At 54.6% G+C, this 25,606-nt stretch carries 14 protein-coding genes; 5 read left to right on the forward strand and 9 right to left on the reverse strand.

Features of this window, described 5'->3' with window-relative positions; translation table 11 throughout:
* The first annotated feature begins 36 nt into the window (after positions 1–36).
* From TH63_RS00040 to TH63_RS20440, 4 genes are all read left to right on the forward strand, one after another.
* Positions 37–1,113, forward strand: a complete 1,077-nt coding sequence (locus TH63_RS00040) for an NAD(P)/FAD-dependent oxidoreductase (RefSeq protein WP_048922473.1) — start codon at positions 37–39, stop codon at positions 1,111–1,113.
* A complete protein-coding gene (locus TH63_RS00045) occupies positions 1,110–4,322 on the forward strand; it encodes a hypothetical protein (RefSeq protein ID WP_156180255.1) in 3,213 nt (1,070 codons plus the stop codon). Before TH63_RS00040 ends, TH63_RS00045 begins: the two co-directional genes overlap by 4 nt.
* Before the next feature lie 413 nt (positions 4,323–4,735).
* The gene (locus tag TH63_RS00050; protein ID WP_048919123.1) at positions 4,736–5,620 is read left to right on the forward strand and encodes a YicC/YloC family endoribonuclease; all 885 of its coding nucleotides are present in this window, start codon (positions 4,736–4,738) and stop codon (positions 5,618–5,620) included.
* A 56-nt stretch (positions 5,621–5,676) separates the two neighbouring features.
* Positions 5,677–7,779, forward strand: coding sequence for a M43 family zinc metalloprotease (locus TH63_RS20440; RefSeq protein ID WP_082161502.1), 2,103 nt, complete (start codon positions 5,677–5,679; stop codon positions 7,777–7,779).
* An 86-nt stretch (positions 7,780–7,865) separates the two neighbouring features.
* Here the strand turns inward: TH63_RS20440 and TH63_RS19735 are convergent, their stop codons facing one another.
* From TH63_RS19735 to TH63_RS20830, 9 genes are all read right to left on the reverse strand, one after another.
* The gene (locus TH63_RS19735) at positions 7,866–9,137 is read right to left on the reverse strand and encodes a M28 family metallopeptidase (RefSeq protein ID WP_053093708.1); all 1,272 of its coding nucleotides are present in this window, start codon (positions 9,135–9,137) and stop codon (positions 7,866–7,868) included.
* A 36-nt stretch (positions 9,138–9,173) separates the two neighbouring features.
* A complete protein-coding gene (locus TH63_RS00065) occupies positions 9,174–9,548 on the reverse strand; it encodes a VanZ family protein (protein ID WP_156180257.1) in 375 nt (124 codons plus the stop codon).
* A 10-nt stretch (positions 9,549–9,558) separates the two neighbouring features.
* Positions 9,559–9,939, reverse strand: a complete 381-nt coding sequence (gene gcvH / locus TH63_RS00070) for a glycine cleavage system protein GcvH (protein WP_048919125.1) — start codon at positions 9,937–9,939, stop codon at positions 9,559–9,561.
* Positions 9,940–9,996: 57 nt separating this feature from the next.
* Positions 9,997–17,136, reverse strand: a complete 7,140-nt coding sequence (sov, locus tag TH63_RS00075) for a T9SS outer membrane translocon Sov/SprA (protein ID WP_053093709.1) — start codon at positions 17,134–17,136, stop codon at positions 9,997–9,999.
* An 18-nt stretch (positions 17,137–17,154) separates the two neighbouring features.
* Entirely contained in the window at positions 17,155–17,748 is a 594-nt protein-coding gene (ruvA, locus tag TH63_RS00080; protein WP_048919126.1) for a Holliday junction branch migration protein RuvA, read from the reverse strand.
* Positions 17,749–17,908: 160 nt separating this feature from the next.
* Positions 17,909–20,185 carry an NADP-dependent malic enzyme gene (locus tag TH63_RS00085; protein WP_197088605.1) on the reverse strand — a complete coding sequence of 759 codons (2,277 nt, stop codon included), beginning with the start codon at positions 20,183–20,185 and terminating at the stop codon, positions 17,909–17,911.
* Between the two features lie 216 nt (positions 20,186–20,401).
* On the reverse strand, positions 20,402–21,988 hold the full coding sequence (locus TH63_RS00090) for a lytic transglycosylase domain-containing protein (RefSeq protein ID WP_082161503.1): 1,587 nt from the start codon (positions 21,986–21,988) through the stop codon (positions 20,402–20,404).
* Entirely contained in the window at positions 21,988–23,424 is a 1,437-nt protein-coding gene (gatA, locus tag TH63_RS00095) for an Asp-tRNA(Asn)/Glu-tRNA(Gln) amidotransferase subunit GatA (protein WP_048919128.1), read from the reverse strand. Before gatA ends, TH63_RS00090 begins: the two co-directional genes overlap by 1 nt.
* A 3-nt stretch (positions 23,425–23,427) precedes the next feature.
* Positions 23,428–23,796, reverse strand: a complete 369-nt coding sequence (locus TH63_RS20830; protein ID WP_082161504.1) for a Sec-independent protein translocase subunit TatA/TatB — start codon at positions 23,794–23,796, stop codon at positions 23,428–23,430.
* 235 nt (positions 23,797–24,031) lie between these two features.
* On the opposite strand from TH63_RS20830, the gene TH63_RS00105 reads away from it, so the two are divergent.
* Positions 24,032–25,126, forward strand: a complete 1,095-nt coding sequence (locus TH63_RS00105) for an endonuclease/exonuclease/phosphatase family protein (RefSeq protein WP_048919129.1) — start codon at positions 24,032–24,034, stop codon at positions 25,124–25,126.
* The last annotated feature ends 480 nt before the right edge of the window (positions 25,127–25,606 follow it).

Below are 25,606 nucleotides of genomic sequence, written 5' to 3' on the forward strand. Positions count from 1 at the left end.
TTACAGATTTCAGCGGCACAAGCCGTACCTTGCCGCATGATTTATGATTATCTGGTAGTAGGGCACGGCCTGGCCGGTGCCATTTTAACCTGTTTTCTGGAGAAGAACGGAAAAACGGTGCTGGTGTTTGATGTGCCTAAAGAAAACGCCGCCTCCAGAGTGGCGGCCGGGCTTATTAATCCGGTGGCTGGCAAGCGCTTTGCCAAAAGCTGGCAGGTAGACGCCTTTCTCCCCGCCGCCGAGAACTTCTACCAGGAAATTGAAGAGCGCTACCAGACCCCTTTGTTCCACCGCAAGCCTATCTTAAAGCTGTTCTCCACCCCTGAGGAACAGAACAACTGGATGGGCAAAAGCGCAGACCCCGCCTGGGACGGCTACATAGAAACCACGCACCTGCAACTCCCGTCCTCTGAAAACGTTCATCAGGAACTGGGCGGGCTACTCATTCAGAAAGGCGGGTACGTAGCCCTGCGGCCGTTCCTGCAAAACCGGGAAAACGACCTGGCCCAGCGGGGACTTTTGCGCACAAATTCGTTTGATATTTCACAGTTGGAGGTGTCGCCGGAAGGGGTGAAATACCAGGATGTGCAGGCCCGTAAAATCATTTTCTGCGAAGGGGCGCAGGCGGCTCAGAACCCGTATTTCAGCTGGCTTCCTTTTTCTTTGAACAAAGGGGAGATTTTAGACATAAATGTGCCTGATTTTGAGGCTTCTTATATCTATAATAAAGCCGTTTACGTTGTTCCTTTAGGACAATATTCCTACCGCATAGGCGCTACGTACAATTGGCGCGAAGTAAACGAGGACATCACCCCGGAAGCCCGCGAGGAACTAACGGAGAAAACAAAAGACATCCTGAAAAAACCGTTTACCGTGACAAAACAGTATGTAGGAATCAGGCCGGCGGTGAGGGACCGAAAACCTTTGATAGGCCTGCATCCGGTGCTGCCGCAGATAGGGGTTTTCAACGGGATGGGGTCTAAGGGAGTATTGATGGCGCCGTTGCTGGCCCAACAGTTTGTTTCTGCCCTGGAGCAGGAAGGGCAACTGTGGCCAGAGGTGAGCATTGCCCGGTATTTTTCTTTATATTTAGCATCTACGCCAAACACATGAGTCAACTCTCTACTCGCTTCTCACACGTGTGCCGGTTACTGTTGTTGCTCCTGGGCCTGGGGGCACCTGCCTCTGCTTGGGCACAGACCACCGCGCCAGATGACTTTGGGCAGAACCGTATCCAGTACAAGCGTTTCAACTGGGAATTCTACAGCACTCAGAATTTCAATATCTACTACTCGCAGAACGGCAAGGAACTGGCCCGCAATGCCGCCGAGCACGCCGAGAAAGAACTCAAGAGAATCACCTCACTCATAGGGTATTATCCCTATTCCAAAATCACCATCATTGTCTACAACTCTGTTTCAGACATGAAGCAGAGCAACATTGGCCTGATTGATGATCCCTACAAAGGCGGCAACGATGCCCTGTTTGTGAAGAGCAAGATTGAGGTGGCGTTTGAAGGCGCGCAGACCGAGTTCAAGCGCCAGATGACCTACCGCATCTCAGAGCTGCTGCTCTCAGACATGATGTACGGCGGCAGCCTGAAGGAAGTAATCCAGAGCAATTACCTGCTGCGCCTGCCCGAATGGTTTGTGTCTGGGGCCGCGGCCTACCTCTCTGAAGGCTGGAGTGTGGAGATGGATGACTACATGCGCGACATGATCCAGAAGACGGGGGGCAAACGCTCAGAACCATTGTTCGCGCGTAACCAGCGCCTTACCGGCCAGGCCATCTGGAACTACATCACAGAGCGCCACGGCACCGCCGCCATCCAGAACATCCTTAACCTCACGCGCATTACCCGTGACATTGAGATAGGCATTGCCAGCAGCCTGAACATGCCCTACAAGCGGTTTACCCGCGACTGGTTCGCCTACTACACCCAGATGAACACCTTCGCCGATGGGTCTATGCCCTCCCCGGACAAAGACCGCAAGGTGAAGAAGACCAACGGCCGCAATTACCTGTACTCAGAGCCCGCCTTCAGCCCCAGCGGCCAGCAGCTGGCGTATGTGATTTATGACCGGGGCGCCTACAAAGTGATGGTGCGCAACCTGGCCAACAAAGGGCACCGCATGGTGTACCGCGGAGGGTATAAAATGCCTAACCTGGCGGTTGACCACACCGTGCCGCTGGTTTCCTGGCGCACCGAGTCGCAACTGGGTATCTCAGATGTGCGCAGAGGCAAGCTGCAGATTAAATTACAGGCTGCCACCGCGCGGTATTTCCCGGGAGTGGCTACCATCAAAGCCCTGCTGGGCGATAATTCCAACATCATCCCACTGGGCGCCTATAGCCAGGTGGCCGGGCTAGACTTTTCTGAAGACGGGCAAATGATGGTGCTAAGTGCCGTGAAGAATGGGCAGAGCGATCTGTACCTGTACCGCGGCAGCCGCCTGTCTCAGCAACTCACTAATGACATCTATGATGACCTGTCTCCGTCGTTCCTGCCGGGTACCGGTAACCGACTGGTGTTCAGTTCTAACCGGTTGCCAGATTCATTGCAGTCTAGCCGGGGCAAGTTTGCGAATGTGGGCAGCAATTATGACGTGTACCTGTATGACCCTACCAATACCCACAGCCGTTTCTGGCAGTTAACCTACACTCCCGCCAATGAAGGGCAACCCATTGGCCTGTCTGAAGACGAGATCATGTACGTAGGCGAGGAGACAGGCATTAAATCTCTGTACCGTCATAACATCAAAAACGGGCAGATAGACCGCGTCACAGATTTCCGGCAGAACATCAAGTCTTTTGACTACAACGTGCGTACCGGCAACCTTACATTTGTGGCCAATGACCGCGCCAAGGAATACCTGTACTGGTACCCTAATAACCCGTTGCAGCCCATAGCCAACACTGGCTTCAAGACCAAGCGCCAGCAGGTGCTGGAGGCCAATCTGCAGCGTCGCCTGCAGCAGGAACGTGACCGGATAGCCGCGGCCCTGGCAGCCAAAGCGGCGGCAGATTCCCTGGCGGCCATTCAGGTGCCCCAGGACTCGCTTGGCACGGACAGCACGGCTGTTCCGGCTCCAAAACCACCCGTGGCCGCCCCTAGGGCAAAAAGGGTGTTGGCCATGGCCACGCCAGACTCGCTTATCTTAAACTATCCTAAGCCCTATGACCTGCGCTTTGGGGTGAACAACATTGTCTCTTCCATTCACGCAGATCCTTTGCTGGGCTTCGGGTTTGTGATGGAGGTAGGCATGGCTGATCTGTTTGAGGATTATCGCATACGTGGCGGCGTGTTCGCGCTTACAGACCTGGAGACCAACAATTTCTACGCTGAGTATTCCAACCTCAAGAACCGGTATGACTATCGGATAGGCTACCAGAAGCAAAGCATCCGTCAGGGGTCTAATACAGGCATAGAACGGCGGTTAGGGAAGCATGAGATTCTGCCAGCCCTCAGCTACCCTTTGACCAATGCCTTAAGCGTGAAGTTTTTGCCCCGGTACGCTAACCTACGCTACACCATCATTGAGCGCTTTGACGTGCCAGACGTGGTTATGGACTTTGCCGGTATTGGAGGGGAACTGGTGTTTGACAACTCGGTGGTGACGGGCATGAACATGCGCGAAGGCACCAGAATGAAAGTGGGCATTACGCGCATGTACGGACTGGGCGCCAGCGAGACGGGCTTCGGGAAATTCTACGTAGACCTGCGGCATTACCAGAAAATTCACCGGCAGTTTGTCTGGGCCAACCGCCTGAGCTACGGACATTCCTTTGGGCCATCGCCTAAGAAATACCTGCTGGGTGGGGTAGACAACTGGATCAACGCCGAGCAGGACAACACCCAGATCTGGGGCGATGACCTGACCATAGATACCTATCCGGCCGAGTTCTTCTACCTGGATTACGCCATGCCGCTGCGGGGCTTCAACTACAACGCCCGTAACGGAAGCCGCTATGTGCTCTGGAACACCGAGTTGAGGTTGCCGCTCTTCCAGTACCTATTTGAGGGCCCTATCAACTCCGGCTTCTTCCGGAACCTGCAGATGGTGGGCTTCTTTGACACCGGTACGGCCTACAACAGCGGTAACCCCTTCAGCGATGATAACTCCGTGAACACGCAACCCGTGCCACGCCCGCCGTTTGAGGTGATTGTGCGTAACTTCCGTAACCCTTTCATGTACGGCTACGGCTTTGGCGCCCGCACCACCTTGCTGGGCGTTTACGGCCGGTTTGACATGGCCTGGGGCGAGAAAGACCTCAAGCGCGAAGGACCTAAATTCTACTTCTCCATGGGCTATGATTTCTAACCGAACGCTTAGCCTGTTTTAGGGCTGTTTTCACGAAAACTGCTTCAAAACGGAATCGCCGCCTCTTATTGAAAAGAGGCGGCGATTTTTGTTTTTATTGGGAGTATAAGCCTGAACTGCACCAGAGCAGAAAGCCGTTTCAGGCCCGTTTTCCGGAAAATGGCCCTGAAACAGAATCTCTTGGCCAGGCACAGGCTTCTATCCCCGGAGGCACAGCTGCCCCACTATACTAAGGTCCGGACGCTGCAAGGCAGCTTGGTTGGAGGTAGAACCCGAAGAAATTACTACTTCAGATGTGTGACCCAAAATTCTTCCGGTGAGTGAGTGCTCCTGACCCAAGGGCATTAGTACTTAAGATAGGGAGACTGGCCCTTTTTTGTTAAATTTACTTTTTACCACTTTATCCCTGACGTATGTTACTATCCATGACCGGTTTTGGGTCCGCCCAACTGGAGACCGAGGCTTTTACCCTGAGCATTGAGCTGAAATCGCTGAATTCTAAATCCATGGATCTGAGCCTGCGCATTCCGCGGAGCTTATCTGACAAAGAGCTGGAAATCCGCAACATCATCAGCAAAAGCCTGGTGCGCGGCAAGGTGAACCTGACCATTGAGGTGAGCCGCAACAAAGGGGCCGCCGGCCGCAGCCGAATCAACATTGAGCTGCTCACGCAGTATTACCAGGAAATGGACCAAGCCGCCAAACGCCTGGGTGCGCAGTCACCAGATTTATTCAGGTTGGCCCTGCACATGCCAGACGTGATGCAGACAGACGCCACCGAAGACACCAAGACCGAAGACGTGACCTGGGAGCAGGTGCAGCCGCTCTTGATGGAGGCCATTGAGAACTTTAACACCTTTAGGGTAGACGAAGGCAAGGCGCTCACCAATGAGATTATCTCCTATATAGATCGTATTAGAATCCTGCTGGCCGAGGTGGACAAATATGACCCCACCCGCGTAGAGAACATCCGGCAGCGTATCCAGAGCCACCTGGAGGAGATCTCTTCTTCTGAGTCTTTTAACCAGAACCGGTTTGAGCAGGAGATGATCTATTACATTGAGAAACTGGACATTGCCGAAGAGAAAGTACGCTTGGTCAACCACCTGCATTATTTTACAGAAACCGTGTATCTGCCTGAACCAACCGGCAAGAAACTGGCGTTCATCTCGCAGGAGATAGGCCGGGAAATCAACACCATCGGCTCCAAAGCCAATGACTCTACCGTCCAGCACCTGGTGGTGGAAATGAAAGAGGAACTGGAGAAGATAAAGGAGCAGCTCAACAACATTCTGTAGGCTGGTTTTCTGTTTTGGGTCTCTTTTCGCTAAAACACCGCGTAAACGCACGCCTTATGATAACACGAGTACTTGCCTGCCTCTTTCTTCTGGTCATAGGAATGAGCGCCGCTGTAGCCCAGAACCGTACCTGCGGCACCATGGACTATGTGCGGCTGCTGGAGCGGGAGCGGCCCAACCTGCGGGCACAGTTGCAGTTGCAGGCCCGGGAGGCCAACACCTTGAAAGGGCGCTATGAGAACCGGGCGCTGGGCGGCGTCACCACCATACCCGTGGTGGTGCACGTGGTGTACAACGGCACCAGCCAGAACATCTCCAATGTTCAGATCCAGACCCAGATTGCGGCCTTAAACAAAGATTTCAGGAAACTCAACGGCGATACCGCCAGCATTCCGGCGGCCTTTAAAGGCCTGGCCGGCGATGCCGGGATAGAGTTCTGCCTGGCGCAGCGCACCCCAGACGGAGAGCCTACCAACGGCATTACCCGTACCCAAACCAGCGTAAACGGCTTCAAGATTGACAATTCTATGAAGTTTACGACCTCGGGTGGCAAAGACATCTGGGACCCCAGTAAATATCTCAACATCTGGGTGGTGGCCCTCTCTTCTGAAGAAAGCGTCTTGGGCTACGCCCAGTTCCCTAACTCAGGATCACCGGCCACCGACGGTGTGGTAGTGGATTACCGCTGCTTTGGCACCACCGGTACCGCCGTTCGGCCCTTCAACAAAGGCCGTACCGCCACCCATGAGATAGGCCACTGGCTTAACCTGTTTCATATCTGGGGAGATGAGTCCTGCGGCAATGACCAGGTAGAAGACACGCCCACCCAGGAAGAGGAGAACGGAGGCTGCCCCGTGTACCCCAGCCCCTCCTGCTCCAACACCAGTGACATGTTCATGAACTACATGGACTACACAGATGACGCGTGTATGTATATGTTCACCAATGGGCAGGTAAACGTGATGCAGACGGCTATTACCAGATACCGGCCCACGCTGCTTACCTCACAGGGCTGCGCCGTGGTACAGGTACCAGACCTGGAGGCCGCCCTGATAGAAGTAACCTCGCCAAGCAAAATCATTTGCGCTACCTCGGTTTCCCCTAAGGTGGTCCTGCGCAACCGGGGGGCACAGACGCTTACCTCAGCGCAGATCCAGTACCGGGTAGACAACGGGCCCGCCCAGACCTATACCTGGACCGGCTCACTGGCGTCTTTCACCAACGTGACGGTTTCCCTCCCTGCATTTACCGTGCCGGCTGGCGCCCATACTATTTCTTATTCCCTGGTGAGCCGCAACAATGCCGCCACCGACGCAGATGCCACCAATGACGCGATCTCGGCCTCGTTTCAGGTCCAGGGCTCAGCTTTGCCGCTGGCCGAAGGCTTTGAGGGTACTGCTTTCCCTCCGGCCGGCTGGGCTATCCTGAACCCGAACCAGGATCTTACCTGGGCCCGAACCACTAAGGCAGCCAAGACCGGCAGCGCCTCGGCATTCATGCAGAACATACAATACACCAGCAATGGTCTGGTAGACGAACTGGTGCTTCCGCCGCTGGATCTAACCTCGCGCACGGCACCTACCATGACGTTCCAGGTGGCGTACTCGCTGCTGTCAGAGAGCGGTTTTTCAGATACGCTGGAGGTGTGGGTGTCTACCAACTGCGGGGAGTCTTTCCAGCGGGTGTACCGCAAATTTGACCGTGATCTGGTCACAGCATCGCCCGCCTTCCGGGAAACGGAGTTTATTCCCACCGCTTCTGAATGGCGCCTGGAAACCATAGACCTAGCGGCTTTCGCCACGGCCAAAACGGCAATCCTTAAATTCCGGCACATCACAGACTATGAGAACAACCTGTACCTGGATGACGTGAAGGTAGATGGCGTGCCCATGGCCGCCGAAGAGGAACGAGCCCAGCAGGCCGTGCAGGTAACGCCTAACCCTACCACCGGTATGCTGTACGTCTCTTCGCCGGAAGCCCGAATTACCCGCGTGCAGGTCTGTGACGCCGTAGGCAAAATACTGCAAGACCTGGAACCGCGTCATGTAAAAGGCCAGCCCCTGAAACTTATGCTGCCCCAAGCCTCCAACGGAGTCTACTTCCTTAAAATGACCACTGATAAAGGCCCGGTGGTGCGCCGCGTAATGCTGGTGCGGTAACCAATTTCCTTTTCAAAGAGAAACCCGTTTTGGGGCCGTTTTCCGGAAAACGGCCCCAAAACGGGTTTCTCTTTTTATGGGGGTTCTTACAGGGCCTTGACAAAGGCGGTGATGAGTGCCATCACTTCCTTGAACTTGGTCAGCGGCAGGGTGTCTGCGGTGTCTTTGGGGTGATGGTACTCAGTGGTGGTGCCGCCCAAGGTGTAGAAAAAGAAAGCCGGCACGCCCTTCTCTGAGAAATAGTAATGGTCTGAGTTGGCTGCCTTGCCCCGGCTTTTAAGGACCGTCAAATAGCTGTGTTGTTTGTTCAATTGCTGCAACAAACTAAACTGCTTGGGGAAGACCGTAGCATTAACCACCATCATACCTTCTTCGCCGGTGCTCATTAGGTCCAGGTTCAGGAGAAACTTGATGTTGCCCAGCGGGAAGAGCGGGTTTTCTGTGTAATACTTGGAGCCCAGCAGTCCGGCCTCCTCCCCGGCGAAGGCCATAAAGGCAATGGAATAGTCAGGCGTGTTCTGCGGCTGCGCGTACCAGCGGGCCAGTTCCAGGAGCATGGCCGTACCGCTGGCATTGTCATGGGCGCCCGGGAAGAACAGGTCCTTGCCCTGGTGGCCCAGATGGTCATAATGCGCCGTGACCACCACAAAGGAATCTGGTTTGATACGGCCGGGCACAAACCCGATCACGTTCTGGCTTTTGTAGTCGGTCTCCAGCCGGGCGTCTACGTGGAACTCAATCTCTTTGGCATTCTTGGGCCAGGCTTTCTCCAGCACCTCCAGCACCGGGAACGGCAGCTGCTCGGTGCGCACCGTGGCCATGAGCTTAGGCCCGGGCTGCCGTACTATCACGGCGCGGGCCCTGAGCAACTGGCTGTGGAGCGGCTCCGGCAAGGCCAGCAATTCTTTGAAGTGGCGCTGGTAGACCACCAATACCTTGTTTTTGAGGTTATTGGTCAGGAACTGCTGCGCGGCGTCTACGTCTTGCAGCAGCAGGGTATCTAGCTCATATGCTTTGCCTTCGCCTTTTCCGGGCCCCGTAGCACCATGAGCAATAAAGTCTATGCCGGGCGTCAATTCCTTGTCATTGATCTCCAGTTTGAGATGATTGTCCAGGATGTTGATGGGGAAGGAGAATTCCTGCCGGTAATTGTGGGAGAGGGGCTTCAGGCCGATCGCGGCGTACTGCTGCTGCAGGTAGCTGGCGGCAATACTATCGCCTTTAAAGGCATAGCCGCGGCCGTGCATGGCAGGGGCGGCCAGGTCTGCAATGGTCTGCCGTACCCGGTTCAAGTCCTGGGCAAAACCCGAAAAGCTAAATAGAAAAAGAAGGAAAGAGAGGGAAAGCCGCGGTGCCATACCAAAACGTTTTAGGTCTGTTTTGGTGAAAATAGGCTAAAAACGGCCTCTAAGCAAAAGCCAGGTGAAAAGACCCAGCACGCAGCCAATGGCGTTGCTCAAGGCATCTACCGGGTCTGGTGCCCTACCCATGGCCATGGCTCCCTGCAACACTTCTACCAACCCGCCAAACAGCACCACGGCCAGAAAGGCGCCGGCCACCAACCAGGGGGTTAAAGAAAGGGAAGGATCTCTAAGGAGTGCCAGGAGAAGCAGGAACAGCTGGGTGCCAAACAGCACCGCGTGCACCAGAGAATCAAAGGTGAGAAAATCCCATTGCGGGGTAGGGGGTAACGCATTGGCGGGCAGAAGCGTCCCTATCAGGATCACCACTGCCCACCCCAGCGCCAGTGCATAGTAAGCGTTACGCACTGAAAGGAATTTAAGCACCCACCAGCTCTTTGTACTCAGCGGCCGAAAGCAGCTCGCCTACTTCAGATTGGTTCGCGATAGACATCTTGATCATCCAGCCATCGCCGTAGGCATCAGAGTTCACCAGCTCAGGGGCGCCGTCCAGTTTCTCGTTGATCTCCAATACAGTGCCAGTCAAAGGGCTGAACAGATCAGAAACGGTTTTCACCGCTTCAACGGTGCCAAACACTTCTTCTCTGGCTACTTCTTTGTCCAGGGTGTCAATGTCTACATACACAATGTCCCCCAGCTCGCGCTGCGCGAAATCTGTGATGCCTACATAGGCTACATCGCCGTCAATCTTGATCCACTCGTGGTCTTTGGTGTATTTCAGTTCCTCAGGGAAGTTCATAGTTGTTTATTTAAGTTCGACTCAAAAATACATTCTTTTTGGTTGGTGCCACAACCCTTAGTCAGATAAACTGAACCGAAGCTGGATACCACCCTCGGTCACGGTGTTCCGGAACGCGTTGGCTACCTTGGGCTCGTTGATGTTCTTGGTGAAATAGAACTGCAGGTTCAGGCGCTGGCTTACCACGTAGTCAATGGTAGGGCGTATCTGCACTTGCAGGGCGCCGGAGGTAGTCAGGTTGTTCTGGTACTCGTTGCCGTCTGTGTCTACCGCAATGGTACGCTGAATGGTCTCATTGTCTCTGATGGTAAAGTCCAGGCGCATGGTCAGCTCGTTCTCCAGGGTTTTGCGGGAGCCGCCAATCTTAAACGGCACCCGGAAGTTAGTGGTAGTGTAGCCCAGGCCTACCACCACGTCTTTCACGCCGTTCTCGGTTACCTGTGCGTTGGTCATGTTCAAAAGCAGGTTGCGTTGGGTCTTGTACTCCAAACGCCCGGTGATCTGGCCCTTGGTCCTGAAGTTCACCCCAATCAGCGGCGACATACTTTCCGTGATAGCTACCTGGCTCACCACGTAATACGGGATGATCTCGCCCTGCTCGTTGGTGGCATCCGGGAAGCCGGACGGCTCAAAGTTGTAGTTCAACGCCGTACTGAAGTTGGCTACCGTAAAGTTAGACTGGTAGGCGTGGTTCAGGGTAAACGAACTGAAGTACTGCTGGAAGAACGGCACCGAGGACAGCCCGTTGTAGACCACGTTCCAGTTGGGCAGCGGAATAGCGTCAAACGGACCGGTAGGCTTGGCCTCAAACCCATCTACGCTCTTGCCCTGGTAGGCCCGCAGGAAGGAAGGGATCAAGACGTCCTGGGCATTCACGCCATAGACGCCCGGACCATTATTGGCCTCGTTTAAGCGGCTGGCAATGGCGGCCCGGTTCCTGATAAAGTTCTCAAACGCATCTGACCGGTTCCCCGAGCCAGATTCAAACAAGGTCTGCACCGAGATAAAGGACACGCGGTAAGAGCCGGTGGTGAACGGGTTTTGGCGCTGCACGGTCAAGGCAGAGTCACGGCGGTAGAAGACCTCGTCAATCTCAGATTTGTTCACGGCCCCGTCCAGGGTAATGATGAAATTACGGATTGGTTCTATAGTGGCCCGGGCCGTGAAGTTGACAGATTTAAGGGAGCTTAACGGGGTGTTCAGGTACTGGCTGCTGTCCGTGTACCAGCCCTCGCGGTTGGCCCGCTGGAAGAGCTCATCCAGTTCATATTGCCGGCCCAGCACAAAGTCCAGCCCGGGTGCCCCGAATCCATCGGCTAAGCCGAAGTTCTGCGCCCTTGGCAGGAAGCCCGGCAGCAAGGTACCCTCAGTGCGGGCATAGGTAAAGTTCACAGATCTGGCCGACATCAACGTCCGCAGCACCCCGTTCATCACTTGTCTGCCACCACTTCGGGTAGAATCAGACACGGGTGGTTGCCCGGGCTTGGCCGACTGGTTGCGCACGCCCGGGTTAGGGGATGCCTCGTTGGCCGCTTTCAGGAACCGCACCTTGTTGTAAAGGCGCACCAGATCAAACTTACCGCTCAAGCTGGTTTCCACGCTATTTTCTATGGTGTTCCCCAGTTGCAGGGTGTCATTGTTGCTTAGGGCGGTAGAAGCCGAGGTCCAGGTGAAACCGGCCTGGTACCGGGCGTCTGCCGAGACAAAGTCCGTGAGCGGGAATTTATCCAGGGGCAGGCGGTAGGTAAGGGCCACAGTCTGGTTGAAGTTGGTGTTACGACCAAAGCGGCGCAGGTTGTGCCAGATTACCTCATTCTTGTAACGCAGGGAATCCACGTCTTCGTTAATGCGGCCATTGGGTTCGTCTACCACCGCCCGGTTGCTGGCGGTATAGTCTAAGGTCAGGCTCTTGGTCAGGTCCCACTTCACGTCATAAATCCGATTAAAGAAAAATGCTTTCTGGAACGTAGGCAGGAACCCGGCAGTGTCTGGCAGGCTGTACGCCGAAGTTCGCCCTTGCAGGAACGTCTCATTGTAGCGGCGGTCCAGGTCGGCGCGGACGGCAATGCGGCTCGGCTGCAGCGCAAAGTTGAATTCCTTCAGCCATTTCAGGTACGGCGACTGGAACGCCTTCACTTCGGCAAAAGGAGTGTAGCTCTTCGGGTTGTTGTTATAGGTATATGCCACGCCCCCGTTGTAGGTCTTGGTGTAATTGCGGTCCGTGGAGATGTCGGTGTGCAGGACCTCAGTGTAGGCATAGGAGAAGGAAAGGTTCTCCACGTCATACACCCGGCTTTTGGCCTCGGGGTCGGTTTTCTCTTTCCGAACGTTCAGCAGGTTTACGCTCTTGGTAGTGGTCTTACTGACGACTTCATTCCGGTAGTTCTCCTTTTCTGCCCCGTCAAACTTCTCCAGTGAGAGGTCCAGTTCAGTGTCACGGTCCAGCGGGTCAAAGCGCGGCTCACTGATGGTAGTCCCGTACTGCACCGATACCGGCACCACCAACCCCAACTTAGAAGGCAAAAGTTTCTCGGCGGCTATGTTCGCGGCAATGTCAAACTGGCCGGTGTTCTCGCGGGCCCGCTGGGCAGCGCGCTCCTGTATGCCGCCAAAGCCAACGGCGGTGTAAGAACCGGTGGCCGTCAGGTTAGCGAAGTCGGCTAGTTTCACGTTGGCGCGGGCGGTGGCGGCCCAGCCGGCGGTGCGGTCAAAGTCAGAGACGCGCAGTTCGTTCACCCACAAGCAAACCGACTGCGAGGCGCGGTCTGGGGTGGCCGGGTTCTCCAGACCAATCATGAGACTTTGCACGTCACTGAAATCGGGGTTACCCACCACCCTGAAGACCTTGCCGTCTTCCCGGGTTTCCATGTACACCTGGTTCAGGGGGAAACTGGCCTGGTTTCTTCTGGATTTCAGTTTCACAAACTCCTCAAACGCCACGTCTATGAAGTTCTGCTCGTTCCATATCTGGTACGGGTCACGGCTGCCCTGCGGCGTCATCTTTAACGGGATGGAATACTCATAGTAGTTCTGGGTGAAGTCGGTACCTATGCGCACGAAGGCGTTGACCTCATTGTCCTGGGTACCGCTGGGGCTCTGGGCGTGCACGTACATTTTCAGGCGCTTGTAGATGAGCATGTCCTGCGACACGTTCTTGTACACGGCCTTGCTAAAAGAGTCTCTCAGGTTCTCCACGCACAACTGCAAGGACTGCTCATTCTGGCGACGGTTGTTGGCCGAGGAGTAATCCCGCTGGCGCTCAACCCCAGGCGGAACCACATACGGAATAGTCCCCGCATCTACCTCGCCGTTCTCCTCAATGCTCACTGACGACACGTTGAAGGCAGAGGCGTCAGAATCACAGTCACCTACGCAAGGCGCGCCGTTAGACAGCACCGAGTTGTAGGTGCGCCACTGGTTAGAGACAAATTGCATCTGGACAAAGCGCAGCACCACCGGCTGCTCAAACTGGGTCATGTACATCCGCATGAACCGGATGGACTTGAAGCCCTGCATGTTGTTCACGTTGCTGGTCGGCTTTCTCACCGGAATCCGGAACTGGTACCAGCTCACCTTGTTGCCGCCTGCGTCTACCGTGTCTACCTTGTCTACTATGTAGTTATTGCCTACGGTAAGCTGGTTAGGTCTGAGGTTGATCTTGTACTCATAGTACTGCTCCAGGTCACTGATGACGTTGTCTTTGTTAAGGTCTTCCTTGTCTGGGAACGCATTAGAAGAGAGGTTGCTGTTCACCGGCGAGTTACCCTCCATGCCATTGAAATTTTTGTACCGGCCCAGCACCCCAATGCGGCGGGAGTCATAGTCGCCGTCCAGGTGGTGCTTGAAGTTGTCTGCGGAAGGGTCTTGCAGTGAGGCGTAAATGCCCAGGCCCTGGAAGAATTCCCGTTCCTCGTTGTCGTTCAATCCGTCCAGCCCTATATCCTGGAAGGGACGGGCGCTGGGCTCACTGTCAAAGGCATCTGTCAGGAACTGGTTGCGGGTCACACGGCCCCAGGCAGTGGCTTCGGTGGCCTGGCGGCTGCCATCAGAGGGCAGGCCGTTCTCAAACTCATAGCGTTGGTCTTTGAGCAGGTCTTCTGAAACGTTCCCTAAGTTAATGAAGAAATCACCCCCAGTGGTGTTGTTCTGGGCATTGCCCTCGCCGTCAATCACCTTTCCGCGGTCTCCATTAATGAAGGGGTCCAGCATCCAGAACTCCAGGTACTCAATGTTGGCGTTGTCAAAGTTATTGTCAAAGGAAATCTCCCGGCTAATACCGCCCCAGTTGTTGCGCACGCTGCCGGTGAGCAAGCGCCCGTCATTGCTTACATTGGGGGCATAGTTGTACTGGCCGCGCTCCTGGGGGTAGTAGGCCAGGTCAAAGGTGTACTCAAAGGTGTTGTTGGTCTCCGGGTCACGGTTAGGGAAGATCTCACGGCGCTGTACCCCACGCACATAGTGGTTTTCCAGTTCCTCGCGGGAGATGTTGCTGGGGCGCAGGCTATTGGCCGAGTAATAGATCTGATCAATGGTATACCAGGCCAGCTTGGCGCGGTTGTAGGCATAGGCCAGGCCGGTTCGGCCGTTCACCAGCGGCGCCGGGGTAGAAGCCAGCCGCCAGGCATTGGTGTTGAAACCGCCTAAGGAATAAGGGGTCTTGGCATTCTCAAAGTCATCTATGTAGGAAACACCGTTCTCGCCCACAAACTCCGTTTTCTTGGGCACCAATTGGGCTACCTCGGCTCCCAGCGTGACAGAGGAGGGGGCCTTGGTCTCTAAGAACGGCAGTTTATCTGTGAGGCGGGTGAGCAGGCGCGAATCACGGCGGTAGTTCACGTCAAAGCCATAGACGGTATTGTTGCTGGGCTCATCGCCTATGTTTACCCGCTGAATGAAAGGCCGCTCGCCCTGGTGTAGCACAGTGGCCCCCAAAATGAGGTCATTGTCCACGCGGTAATCAAAGCGGGCGCCCATGAGGGTGCGGGGCTGCACGCTCAGGATGTCTGCCTTCTCATAGGTGATGCGCAGGTTGCTGGCGCTGTTCAGGTAGCTGGGATTGAGAATCTTTACCCGGCCTAGGTCATAGAACACCTGGTAATCCTGGCCTTCCACCAAACGCGTGCCGCCAGAGAAGACCGCCACGGAGCCTTCCGCAATGCGGATGCCGGGCAGGGTGATCTCATCGGTGCTGCTGGCCTGGTAACGGCCCTGTATGAAGAACTTGTTTTTCTGGGAGAACTGCTGGGCATCGGTCTGGATGGAGTCATACAGTTCCTGGAACACATATTTGTTGATGTACTGGTCTTCCTGGCCCACCGTAAAGCGGGACCGAAGGTACGACCCAAAAGGCTCTACCTGCGGGAAGAAAATACGGCCCGACTCAGGGTCAATGGTGATACCGGATAGAAAGTCAAAGTTACCGTCGCGCGGGCGGTCATTGTTGGTATTCACGTTGTCCAGGTTGAAGACCTGAATCAGGGGAATGCCTTTCAGCCGTGACTCATCCTGCAGACTGGTGAGGTCGCCGCCGGTGGCATCGTCTTTATAGACCACGTTCAGCTGGAAGTTCTGGCGGTCAATCTGGTTGGCGTTGAGGGCGTAGACGTTTTTCATCATCAGGTCCCAGGTAGGGGTGTTCAGGCCCGGGTTGGTGGCGCGTAACATTTTCAGAAAAATGACCTGGTCCTCGGGTACGTTCTGGTAGTCTTCCTGCAACTCACCTACTTTATAAGTGCGGCCGTTAAGTGTGTACTCAAAGGCCACGCCCAATACCTGCTCCGGTAACAAAGCAGCGTTCAGAGAGATATACCCCAACTGCGGGTTGAATTTGTATTCAGACTGGTCCAGGCGGCGCGCGCGCACGTGCTCAAAGTCCACAGCCTTACGCAGACCAAAACTCTCCAGGAAATTGTCTATCTGGTTGTTGTTTCTGACGGTGAGGCTACGGTAGAGGCTGTTCTGCCCGTTGCCGGCACCGGAGCCGGCCGGAAGGTTCTGGCTGAACTGGGCCCGGAAAGGATTCGGTTCACCAAGGTCCATCAGGGCGACCACGTTTCTGAGGTTGGTGGTGGCGCGGTTGTCATTGGTGATGTAGACCTCCATGCGGCGCACCACAATACCCGAGTTTACCAATGGCAGGTTGCGCAAGGTCTGATCATAGCGGTCCCTGAAGAACTGGGCCAGGAAGAAGTGGCGGTCACGGTCATATTCATCTGCCCTGATTTCAAAGCGCCGGTTCTGGGCCCCGTTCTGGATGTCAATGGCGTCAATGCTCCCGCGCTGGTTGGCGGCAATGGCAGTCACGGAGAGTTTGCCCAACTGCAGCTGCGCCTTCAACCCGAAGAGGTTCTGCCCGCCAGAGATGAGGGAGTTATTGAGAGGCAGGCTTACGTTACCGGCTTCAATTTTCTGGATGATCTCCTCGGGATAGCCGGTGTATTCCAGTTTGAGGTTGTTCTCAAAGTCAAAGTTGGCCTTAGTGTCCCAGTTGGCCGTGATGCGCATTTTCTCACCAATGCGGCCGTCAATGTTCAGGGCGATGCTCTGGTCAAACTCAAAGTCGCCAATGCTCTGCTGCCGAAGCGGGATGGCCGGGTTCTCATTCTTGTTGAAGAGCGCCCCAAACTTAAGCGTGGCCAGGCCGTTGGGCCGGATGTCTACCGTATTGCCGCCAAACAAACGGTCAAATGTACGGCCTCCCACGTCAATGGTAGGCACCAAACGCCGGCTGGGGGCGGCAGGGTTCTGCTCATCCAGGCTCGCCGATTTTGCCCGCCAATACTCCCTGATGGATTTCTGCTGCTGGTAGCGCGAGTACTCCTCAAAGGTCATGGTGCTGGGATCGCGGTAGTCATAGCCGCCAATCTGCTCCGTGATCTCGTAGCGCTTTAGGCTGTCATCTGGCACCACCTGCAGTTGCACGTTGCTGGGCAGCGGAAGCAGCAGGGGAGATATGGTGGTTCTATTGGAGAAAGGATCGCCGCGGCGGTCTTCAAATAGTAGCTTGGGGCGCCGCGAGGGAATATATTGCTGGTTCTTGGTTGTGTCTTGGGCTTCCTTCTTTCCGGGCAACACCGAAGCCGCGGCACGCAGGCCGGGCATGGTAAACTCACTTGGCTCTGCTTGGGTAAGCCAGGCCATCAACGACACCAACCCTACCGCGGTTGCAAGAATGGGATGCTTTTTTGTATAAAACACAAATAGTAAAGAAGTTACTTAGGAAGACTTCAAAGCAAACTTAATCATATCTTCTACAGTTAGGCTAGCGCCCTCCCGTTTGATAATAGCATCTAAGGTTTTTTCGGCCACATTCTTCGCGAAGCCTAGCGTGACTAATGCAGATAACGCCTCCTCTCTGGACGTATTGTGTGCCGCGCCAAAGGTGACACTTACCGCATCTGGGCCCAGGCCTTTCCTGAATTTATCGCGCAGTTCCAGGATAATCCGCTGGGCGGTTTTGGCCCCAATTCCCTTTACCTGCTGGATGGTGCGCACGTCTTCCCGCACAATGGCCTGCTGCACTTCCTGCACCGTAAGCGAGGAAAGGATCATAAGGCCGGTGTTGGGGCCCACACCCGAAATAGAGATCAGATGCAGAAAGGCGCTTTTCTCCGCGATGGTGGCAAAGCCATACAACGTGTGGGCGTCTTCTTTGATGTGCTGGTGCGTGAACAGCTTGCAGCGCTCACCGGTGGGTAGCTGCCCGTACGTGTTCAAGGAGATGCGGAGCTCATAGCCCACGCCGCCCACATCAATAATGACAAAAGTGGGGTCTTTCTGGGCTAGTTTGCCGTCTAAATAAGCGATCATGAGACCAGCGTTACAAAAGGTAAGTAATAGAATTTTATATACTTAGATTCCGTTTTGGGGCTGTTTTTGAGAAAACGGCCCCAAAACGGAATAAATATTTAATAGTAGCTATTGAGTGCTTTTTAGGGAGAGCAACAAAGGCAGTACGTACTGGTACTATTTAGAGTTTAGCTTTGCACTTCTGCGCGTCTACCACGGCAATGGCCACCATATTGATGATCTCCCGCACCGAGGAGCCTAACTGCAAGATATGCACCGGCTTACGCATCCCCATCAGAATAGGCCCAATGGTTTCTGCCCCGCCCATTTCCTGTAAAAGTTTATAGGCAATATTACCAGCGGCCAAACCCGGGAATATTAAGGTGTTGGCGCCCACGTTGGCTAGTTCACTGAATGGATAATGCTCGCGCAGTAAGTCTGTGTTGAGGGCGGTATTGGCCTGCATCTCGCCGTCTATCAACAGGTCTGGGTAACGCAGCTTGGCCATTCGGGTAGCTTCGCGGGTTTTGGTGGGCACCTGACCTTCGCTTGACCCGAAGTTGGAGTACGAAAGCATGGCAATGCGCGGCTCCTGGTCAAAGAAGCGCACATAGCGGGCTGTCAGTCCCACAATATCCACCAGGTCATCTGCGGTAGGCTGCAGGTTCACGGTGGTGTCTGCAAAGAAGTAAGGCTCTTTCTTGTTCTGGATGATGTACATGCCCGCCACCTTGTTCACGCCCTCTTCCACGCCAATCACGTGCAAAGCTGGCTTAATGGTGCTGGAGTAGTCGCGGGTAAGGCCGGAAATGAGGGCATCGGCCTCGCCGGTTTCCACCATCATACAGCCAAAGTAGTTTCTGATGCGCACCAGCTTGCGGCAGTCAAACAGGGTCATGCCTTTGCGCTTGCGCTTCTCATAGAGCAAGTGCGCATATTTCTCGCATTTGGCGTCTTCTTCCCTTGGATCAATGATAGGGCAGCCTTCCAGCTCATGTTCCATTTTAAACTCCCTGATCATCTCCTGGATCACGGCACGCTCGCCTAACAGAATAGGGTAGGCCAGTTTCTGCTCTACCACGGTAGAGGCCGCTTTCAGGATCTTGTAGTTGTCCGCCTCGGCGAAGACCACGGTTTTTGGGTTCTGCCGTGCCTGCGTAAGAATGCGGTTCATCAGTTTCTGGTCAATGCCAATGCGGGCCTGCAGTTCCTGGTGGTAGCGCTCCCAATTCTGGATAGGGTAGCGGGCCACCCCAGACTCCATGGCGGCCTTTGCCACCGCCGGACTGATGGTGGTGATAAGGCGCGGGTCCAAGGGTTTTGGGATCAAATAGGTGCGGCCAAAGGCGATGGTGTTATCGCCGTAGGCTTTGTGCACCAGGTCCGGAACGCCTTCTTTGGCCAGGTCTGCCAGGGCGTAAACGGCTGCCAGCTTCATGGCCTCGTTGATCTCGGTGGCGCGCACGTCTAAGGCTCCCCTGAAAATGTAAGGGAAACCCAGCACGTTGTTTACTTGGTTAGGATGGTCTGAACGGCCGGTGGCCATGATCAGGTCCTCACGGGTGGCCATGGCCACGTCATAAGGAATCTCAGGGTCTGGGTTGGCCAGCGCGAAGATGATTGGGTCAGGCGCCATCAGTTTCACCAGCTCCGGGGCCAGTACGTTGCCGGCACTCAGGCCCACAAACACATCGGCGTCTTCCATGGCCTGGGCCAGGGTGGTGATCTTGCGCATGGTCACAAACTGGGCCCGGTAAATGTCCAGGTCATTGCGCTCTGGGTTAATGATGCCGTCTTTGTCAAACATGACAATGTTGTCAATGTTCACGCCCAGGGCGAGGTAGAGTTTGGAGCAGGCAATGGCCGCGGCACCGGCACCATTGATCACCATTTTAATCTTGGAGATGTCTTTGCCTACCACTTCCAGGGCATTGAGCAACGCGGCGCTGGAGATGATGGCGGTGCCGTGTTGGTCATCATGCATGAGCGGGATGTTCATCTGCTCGCGCAGGGCATTCTCTATCTTAAAGCTTTCCGGAGCCTTGATGTCTTCCAGGTTAATGCCGCCGAAAGTGGGCTCCAGGGACTTTACAATCTGGATGAATTTGTCGGGGTCGGTTTCATTGATCTCAATATCAAACACATCTATGCCGGCAAATTTCTTGAAAAGAACGCCTTTTCCTTCCATCACGGGCTTAGAGGCCTCGGGACCGATGTTGCCCAGGCCCAGTACGGCTGTGCCGTTGGTAATCACGCCCACCAGGTTTCCCTTGGCGGTATATTTATAAACGTCTTCTGGGTTGGCGGCAATCTCTTTGCAGGGTTCCGCTACGCCCGGGGAGTAGGCCAGGGCTAAGTCCATCTGGGTACTTACCATTTTGGTAGGCACTACTTCTATCTTGCCGGGTTGCCCCTGGCTATGATAATTGAGGGCGTCCTGCTTGTTGATTTTAATCATTTCCTTGAACTCTTGGGTTGTGTTCTACTAGTATCCCTGCGTGCATTTTACCGTTTGCAGGGTGAAAAATTCAAATTGTTAAGATTTTTCCGGTTGGGCAAGTAATTGTGCCTTTCCCCGGAAAGGTGTTTTGAGGCCGTTTTTGGCAAAGTAGCTAAAAAACAAAAAGCATCCCGGGCCTAGACCCGAGATGCCGTACATTTCTTTGCGACCAGATCAGCCTACAATCAGCTTCATGCCGGGTTTCAACTCATCGCCTTTCAGCTTGTTGGCTTTTCTTAGTTGCTCCACGCTCACGTTGTTGTACCGCTTGGAGATATTCCAGAGGGTGTCACCGGGCTGCACGTGGTGCACCTTTGGTTTTTCAATAATAGCTGCTTTTTTGGCCGGGGTTTTCTTAGGCGTTACTACCGCCATGGCCGCGCCCTCTTTGGGCATGCCTTCGGCGTTAGGGCCTGAGGTTTTGCCTACTGCGGTGCCAGGCTCTTCTGCAGAAGCAAGCAAGGTGTTCTCTACCAGGGAATCTGTTTTCAGAGAACCGTTAAGTTCTCCTGGAGTGCCAGGTTTAAAGACCACCAGCTTTTGCTGGGCCACCAGTGTGTTGCCGGAAATCTTGTTCCAGGACTTTAACTGCGCCACGGTCACATTCTGCGCCTGGGCAATCTTGGAGAGGTTATCGCCGCGGCGCACGGTGTAATAAGACTTAGCCGTAGGATTGGTTTCTTTGCCTGCGGTGTCTTTTACCACGGGCTCTGCTTTGGCCAGCATAGTGGTTGGGGCCAGCGGGGCTATAGTAGGCGTCTTCTTCCTTACTGGAGATTTGTAGCGTGCCGAGTCCAGTACCGCCAGGCGGTTCTCCGCCAGGAAAGGCCGTACGTCAGCCGGAATGCGGAGCGGGAAATTGGTCACGTTCTCCGGGATGTGCTTCAGCTTCAAGGCCGGGTTCAGGTTGGCGATCTGGTCTTCAGGCAGGTTCAGCTGCAGGGCCAGCAATTTCAGGTCCAACGGTTGGCTGATCAGCAGCGTGTCCAGGGCGATAGGCAACTGTGGGTTGGCGGCGCGGAGGTTGTGGTCCTGGGCGTGGTTCAGGGTGTACACCAGGGCCGTGAAAGACGGTACGTAGCTGCGGGTCTCTTTAGGCAGGTAAGGATAAATACCCCAGAAGGTTTTCTTTCCGCCGGAGCGGGCAATGGCTTTCTTTACGTTGCCCGGACCGCAGTTATAGGCGGCCAGCGCCATTTCCCAGCTCCCGAACATGCGGTGCAGCTGCTTCAGGAATTTGCAGGCCGCCTCGGTTGATTTCTCGGGGTCCATACGCTCGTCCAGATAATGGTTCTGCACCAGCCTGAAATCATTGGCTGTGGGCGTCATGAACTGCCACAGACCTACCGCCTTTGCCGAAGACACTGCCTTGGGCAGCAAGGCAGATTCCACCACCGCCAGGTACTTGAGCTCATCTGGCATGCCGTGCTTGGCCAGGTACTTCTCAAACATAGGGAAGTACAGCGGCTGCCGGTCCAGCACCCGCTTGGTGTACTTGCGGTTCCTAATGGTGAAATAGTCAATTAACCCTCTTACCTGCTTGTTGAACTCCAGCGGAATTTCCTGCTCCAGACAGCTCAGGCGGTCCTGGATAAGTTCATCGGTTTCTACCGGAATGAACTCAATGGAGTCAGTGAATACCTTAAGGGAGTCTTTTACTTGCAGTACCGGAAGCTCCGGTACGGTGGCCTGGCGGGCTTGGGTAGCAGAGGCCAGGCCCAATGTAAGTACAAGGCCAGTAAGAAAGGTAAATTTGTGCATTAGGCGGTTACTTGTGGTTGATGGTTCATCAGTTGTTTGGAGAACGCAAACAATTGCTCTTCCCCAAAAGCTTTGGTCATCACTTGCACCCCAATTGGTAGCCCTGCGGCGTCATGCCCAATTGGTAACGAAATAGCCGGAATGCCTGCCAGGTTTGCCTGTACCGTGTAAATGTCTTCCAGGTACATGGCCAGCGGGTCTTTGGTGTTTTCCCCTATCTTAAAGGCCGTGGTAGGGGTGGTAGGTACAATCAGAAAATCGTATTGGCTTAAGAGCTCATCGGTTTTCTCTTTGATAAGGCGGCGTACCTGTTGCGCCTTGGTATAATAAGCGTCATAATAATCAGCGGAGAGCACAAACGTACCCAGCATAATGCGGCGCTGCACCTCTTTCCCGAACCCTTCAGAACGGGTTTTCTTGTACATAGACGCCAGGTCCGTGGAATTCTCGCTCCGGAACCCGTACTTCACCCCGTCATACCGGCCTAGGTTAGAACTGGCCTCGGCGGTGGTAAGAATGTAGTAGGTGGGGACAATATAGTCTAAAAATGGGAATTCTACGGGCTCTACCGTATGGCCTTCCGCCTTTAACTGATCCAGGACACCCTGCACAGCCGTTTTCACCTCAGCATTTAAGCCGGGGCTGTCAAAAGAATCACTGATGAAGCCAATGCGGGCCGGGCGGTCAAAGGAAAGGTTCTGGCTGTAGGCCGGCACGGGGCGCTGGCTTACGGTGGCGTCAAATTCATCGGCGCCCGCCATTACTTCTAATAACAAAGCGGCATCTTCCACGCTGTGGGTCATGACGCCAATCTGGTCAAAAGAAGAAGCATAGGCAATAAGCCCGTAGCGCGAGATGCGTGAATAGGTAGGTTTCATGCCCACCACGCCGCAATAGGCCGCGGGTTGGCGCACAGAGCCGCCGGTGTCTGAACCGATGGAGGCGAGGCAAAGGTCTGCCTGCACCGCCACCGCCGATCCGCCGGAAGAACCGCCCGGCACGCGGGTGTTATCTACGTCATTGAGCGCTGGACCGAACGAGGAATTCTCGTTGGAACCGCCCATGGCAAACTCGTCACAGTTCTGACGGCCAATGATAATGGCGTCTTCCTGCAACAGGCGCTGCACGGCAGTAGCAGTGTAAAGGGATTGGAAACCGTTCAGGATCTGGCTGGCGGCCTGCAGCGTGTGGCCCTCATAGGCCAGCACGTCTTTGATGCCAATCACCATTCCGGCCAGTTTTCCGGCGGTGCCGGCTTGTATTTTGGCATCCACTTCTTCGGCTTGCCGAAGGGCCTCTTCTTCAAACACCTCCAGAAACGCGTTCAAATGGCGTTTGGCGGCTATGTTCTGCAGGTAACGTTCCACCAGAAGACGGCAGGAGAGCGAACCTCTGCCTATCTCCTCGCGGATAGCGTCAAGGGATGTATAGCGCATGAATTAAACGTTCGGGTTGTGGGGAGTAGGGTTCACGGGCGCGTTTTCAGGAGTACCAGTATTGGTATATGGCGCGTTACCGTTGTTGTATGGGGCATTGTTATTATAACCTGGGCCTGGGTTGGTGTAGCCGGGGCCGTTGTTATAATTGTTTCTGTTCTGGGTATTGGAATAGCGGTCCTCAGTTGAGGCGTTCTCAATATCGTTCTTGATCTCTTTGGTGGCGTCTTTGAACTCCCGGATACCTTTTCCTAAGCCACGGGCCAGGTCTGGAATACGCTTGGCACCAAACAACAACAAAACGATCAAGACAAGAACAATGATTTCGCCGGTGCCCAGATTACCGATAAATAAAAGGTTGGATAACAACATAGCTGTACTAATAAGGTGTTAAGAATGTAAAATTAGGGTATAATTTTCAATTACTGCGCACATTTTCTGAAGATTAAACGCATGGTCGGTGCCGTTAGTACAGAAGGTACTGGTGTTTGCGTTCCCGTTTAGCGGCTGTTTTACTCAAAGTGGCGGTAAATGAGGTTGAACCTACGTTTTTTTATTAGCCTGCGGTTTTTTGCGTAGGTTTACTTCTGTCTTTTAACTTTTACCTGTGTTTAGGAAGTTCCTGTCTTTTCTTACGGCGCTGTCTACCGGCTGGCTTTTACTGGGGGTGCTCTGCCAGTACGTGCCGCCGCACCTTTTCTGGCCCGCCGGGTTTATTGCCATGTCGTTGCCGGGCGCCCTGGTCCTGAACGCGGTGTTGCTGCTGCTCTGGCTCTGGCAACGGCCGCTCTGGGCTTTGCTGCCTTTGCTGCTTCTGGTTTTGACCTGGAGCCAGCACACCCGTTACTTTACCCTCAACACCCCAGACGCGCAGCCGGAGCCTGAGGACCAACGCATAAAAGTGTTGAGCTACAACGTGCGGGTCTTTAATGTGTACGGCCACCTGCACGCCCATGACCCGGGCCTGCCCGAAAAGGAAATGACCTGGGTAGCTGAACACCCCGCCGATATTCTCTGCCTGCAGGAGTTCTACCATGACAAAACAGACCGCACCTACAACAGCCGCAAGCGGATTGGCAAGGAGCAGGGGCGGGAGGTCTACGTAGGCAAAGCGTTAGTGAATCACATTGGCGCCGAGTTTGGGTTAGCTATTTTTACCCGCTTCCCAGTGCTCAGCAAAGGAACCGTGACCTTTGACCGGCCCACCAAGAACCAGGTGATTTACGTGGATGTGAAGTTGCCCTCAGAAGACACCCTGCGCGTGTACAACATGCACCTGGAGTCTATGGCAATAGAAGAGAAAGACGTGGCGGAGGCCGTGCAGAGTGAGACAGGCCTCAAAACCAAAGGCCGCAACATTGCCCGCCGTTTAAAGGGGGGCTTCATTGCCCGCAGCCACCAGGTTCAGCGCCTGCTGGAACACATAGAGGCCAGCCCCTACCCGGTGCTCCTTTGCGGCGACCTGAATGATATTCCCAGCTCCTATACCTACCAGCAACTGCGCCGCCAATTGAATAACAGCTTTGAGGCCGGCGGAAGCGGCTTCGGGTTCACCTATAACGGCAGCCTGCCGCTCCGCATAGACAACCAGTTCTTCAGCCCTGAACTGGAACTGCTTCAATTTGACGTGCGCCAGCAGATCCAGTTCACCGACCATTTTCCGGTAGAGGCCACCTATTTGCTCACCCGGAAGGATTTTTAGGGAGGAAGGTTTTTTCGTTTTGAGGCTGTTTTTTGAAAAACAGCTCCAAAACGGTTTTATCTGCAAAATTGGGTCATCCCCCTACCCCCTTCAAAGGGGGACGAAATGCGTGGTTAGCTTTTTCCCATGGCGCGGATTGACTTCCGTGCCTTTTTTAATTTTAGTTATTCACTCTGCAGATGTGCTCTCTTGTGTAAACACCCCTCTGCGCTCCCCTCAAGGGGAGAGTCTGCGTCGAAGAGGTGGGACAGCGCTTTAGGCCTGTTTTCCGGAAAACGTGCTGAAAACGCCCTAATCCAATCCCCAGCATTCCCCGATTCCAGTCTTTACCTCGAGCGCCTCGCTTGTGGCCCTGCAACAGCTCTAGCTAAGAGCAGAAGGCAAAGCGGCCGCAAGGGCAGTGCGAGGGGGAAAGACGGGGCCCCGCGGCCGTGAGCGCTCGGAGGGAAAAAATGAAACATTACAGCATAAGGACTCAGG

The sequence above is a fragment of the Rufibacter radiotolerans genome (assembly GCF_001078055.1).
Classification (GTDB): domain Bacteria; phylum Bacteroidota; class Bacteroidia; order Cytophagales; family Hymenobacteraceae; genus Nibribacter; species Nibribacter radiotolerans.

What these genes read in the sequence shown, in the direction of transcription:
- TH63_RS20830 (WP_082161504.1), bottom strand. Translation starts at nt 23,796, where the DNA reads ATGTTGTTATCCAACCTTTTATTTATCGGTAATCTGGGCACCGGCGAA.
- TH63_RS00050 (WP_048919123.1), top strand. Translation starts at nt 4,736, where the DNA reads ATGTTACTATCCATGACCGGTTTTGGGTCCGCCCAACTGGAGACCGAG.
- gcvH (WP_048919125.1), bottom strand. Translation starts at nt 9,939, where the DNA reads ATGAACTTCCCTGAGGAACTGAAATACACCAAAGACCACGAGTGGATC.
- ruvA (WP_048919126.1), bottom strand. Translation starts at nt 17,748, where the DNA reads ATGATCGCTTATTTAGACGGCAAACTAGCCCAGAAAGACCCCACTTTT.
- TH63_RS00090 (WP_082161503.1), bottom strand. Translation starts at nt 21,988, where the DNA reads ATGCACAAATTTACCTTTCTTACTGGCCTTGTACTTACATTGGGCCTG.
- TH63_RS00040 (WP_048922473.1), top strand. Translation starts at nt 37, where the DNA reads ATGATTTATGATTATCTGGTAGTAGGGCACGGCCTGGCCGGTGCCATT.
- TH63_RS00085 (WP_197088605.1), bottom strand. Translation starts at nt 20,185, where the DNA reads ATGATTAAAATCAACAAGCAGGACGCCCTCAATTATCATAGCCAGGGG.
- TH63_RS00045 (WP_156180255.1), top strand. Translation starts at nt 1,110, where the DNA reads ATGAGTCAACTCTCTACTCGCTTCTCACACGTGTGCCGGTTACTGTTG.
- TH63_RS20440 (WP_082161502.1), top strand. Translation starts at nt 5,677, where the DNA reads ATGATAACACGAGTACTTGCCTGCCTCTTTCTTCTGGTCATAGGAATG.
- gatA (WP_048919128.1), bottom strand. Translation starts at nt 23,424, where the DNA reads ATGCGCTATACATCCCTTGACGCTATCCGCGAGGAGATAGGCAGAGGT.
- TH63_RS19735 (WP_053093708.1), bottom strand. Translation starts at nt 9,137, where the DNA reads ATGGCACCGCGGCTTTCCCTCTCTTTCCTTCTTTTTCTATTTAGCTTT.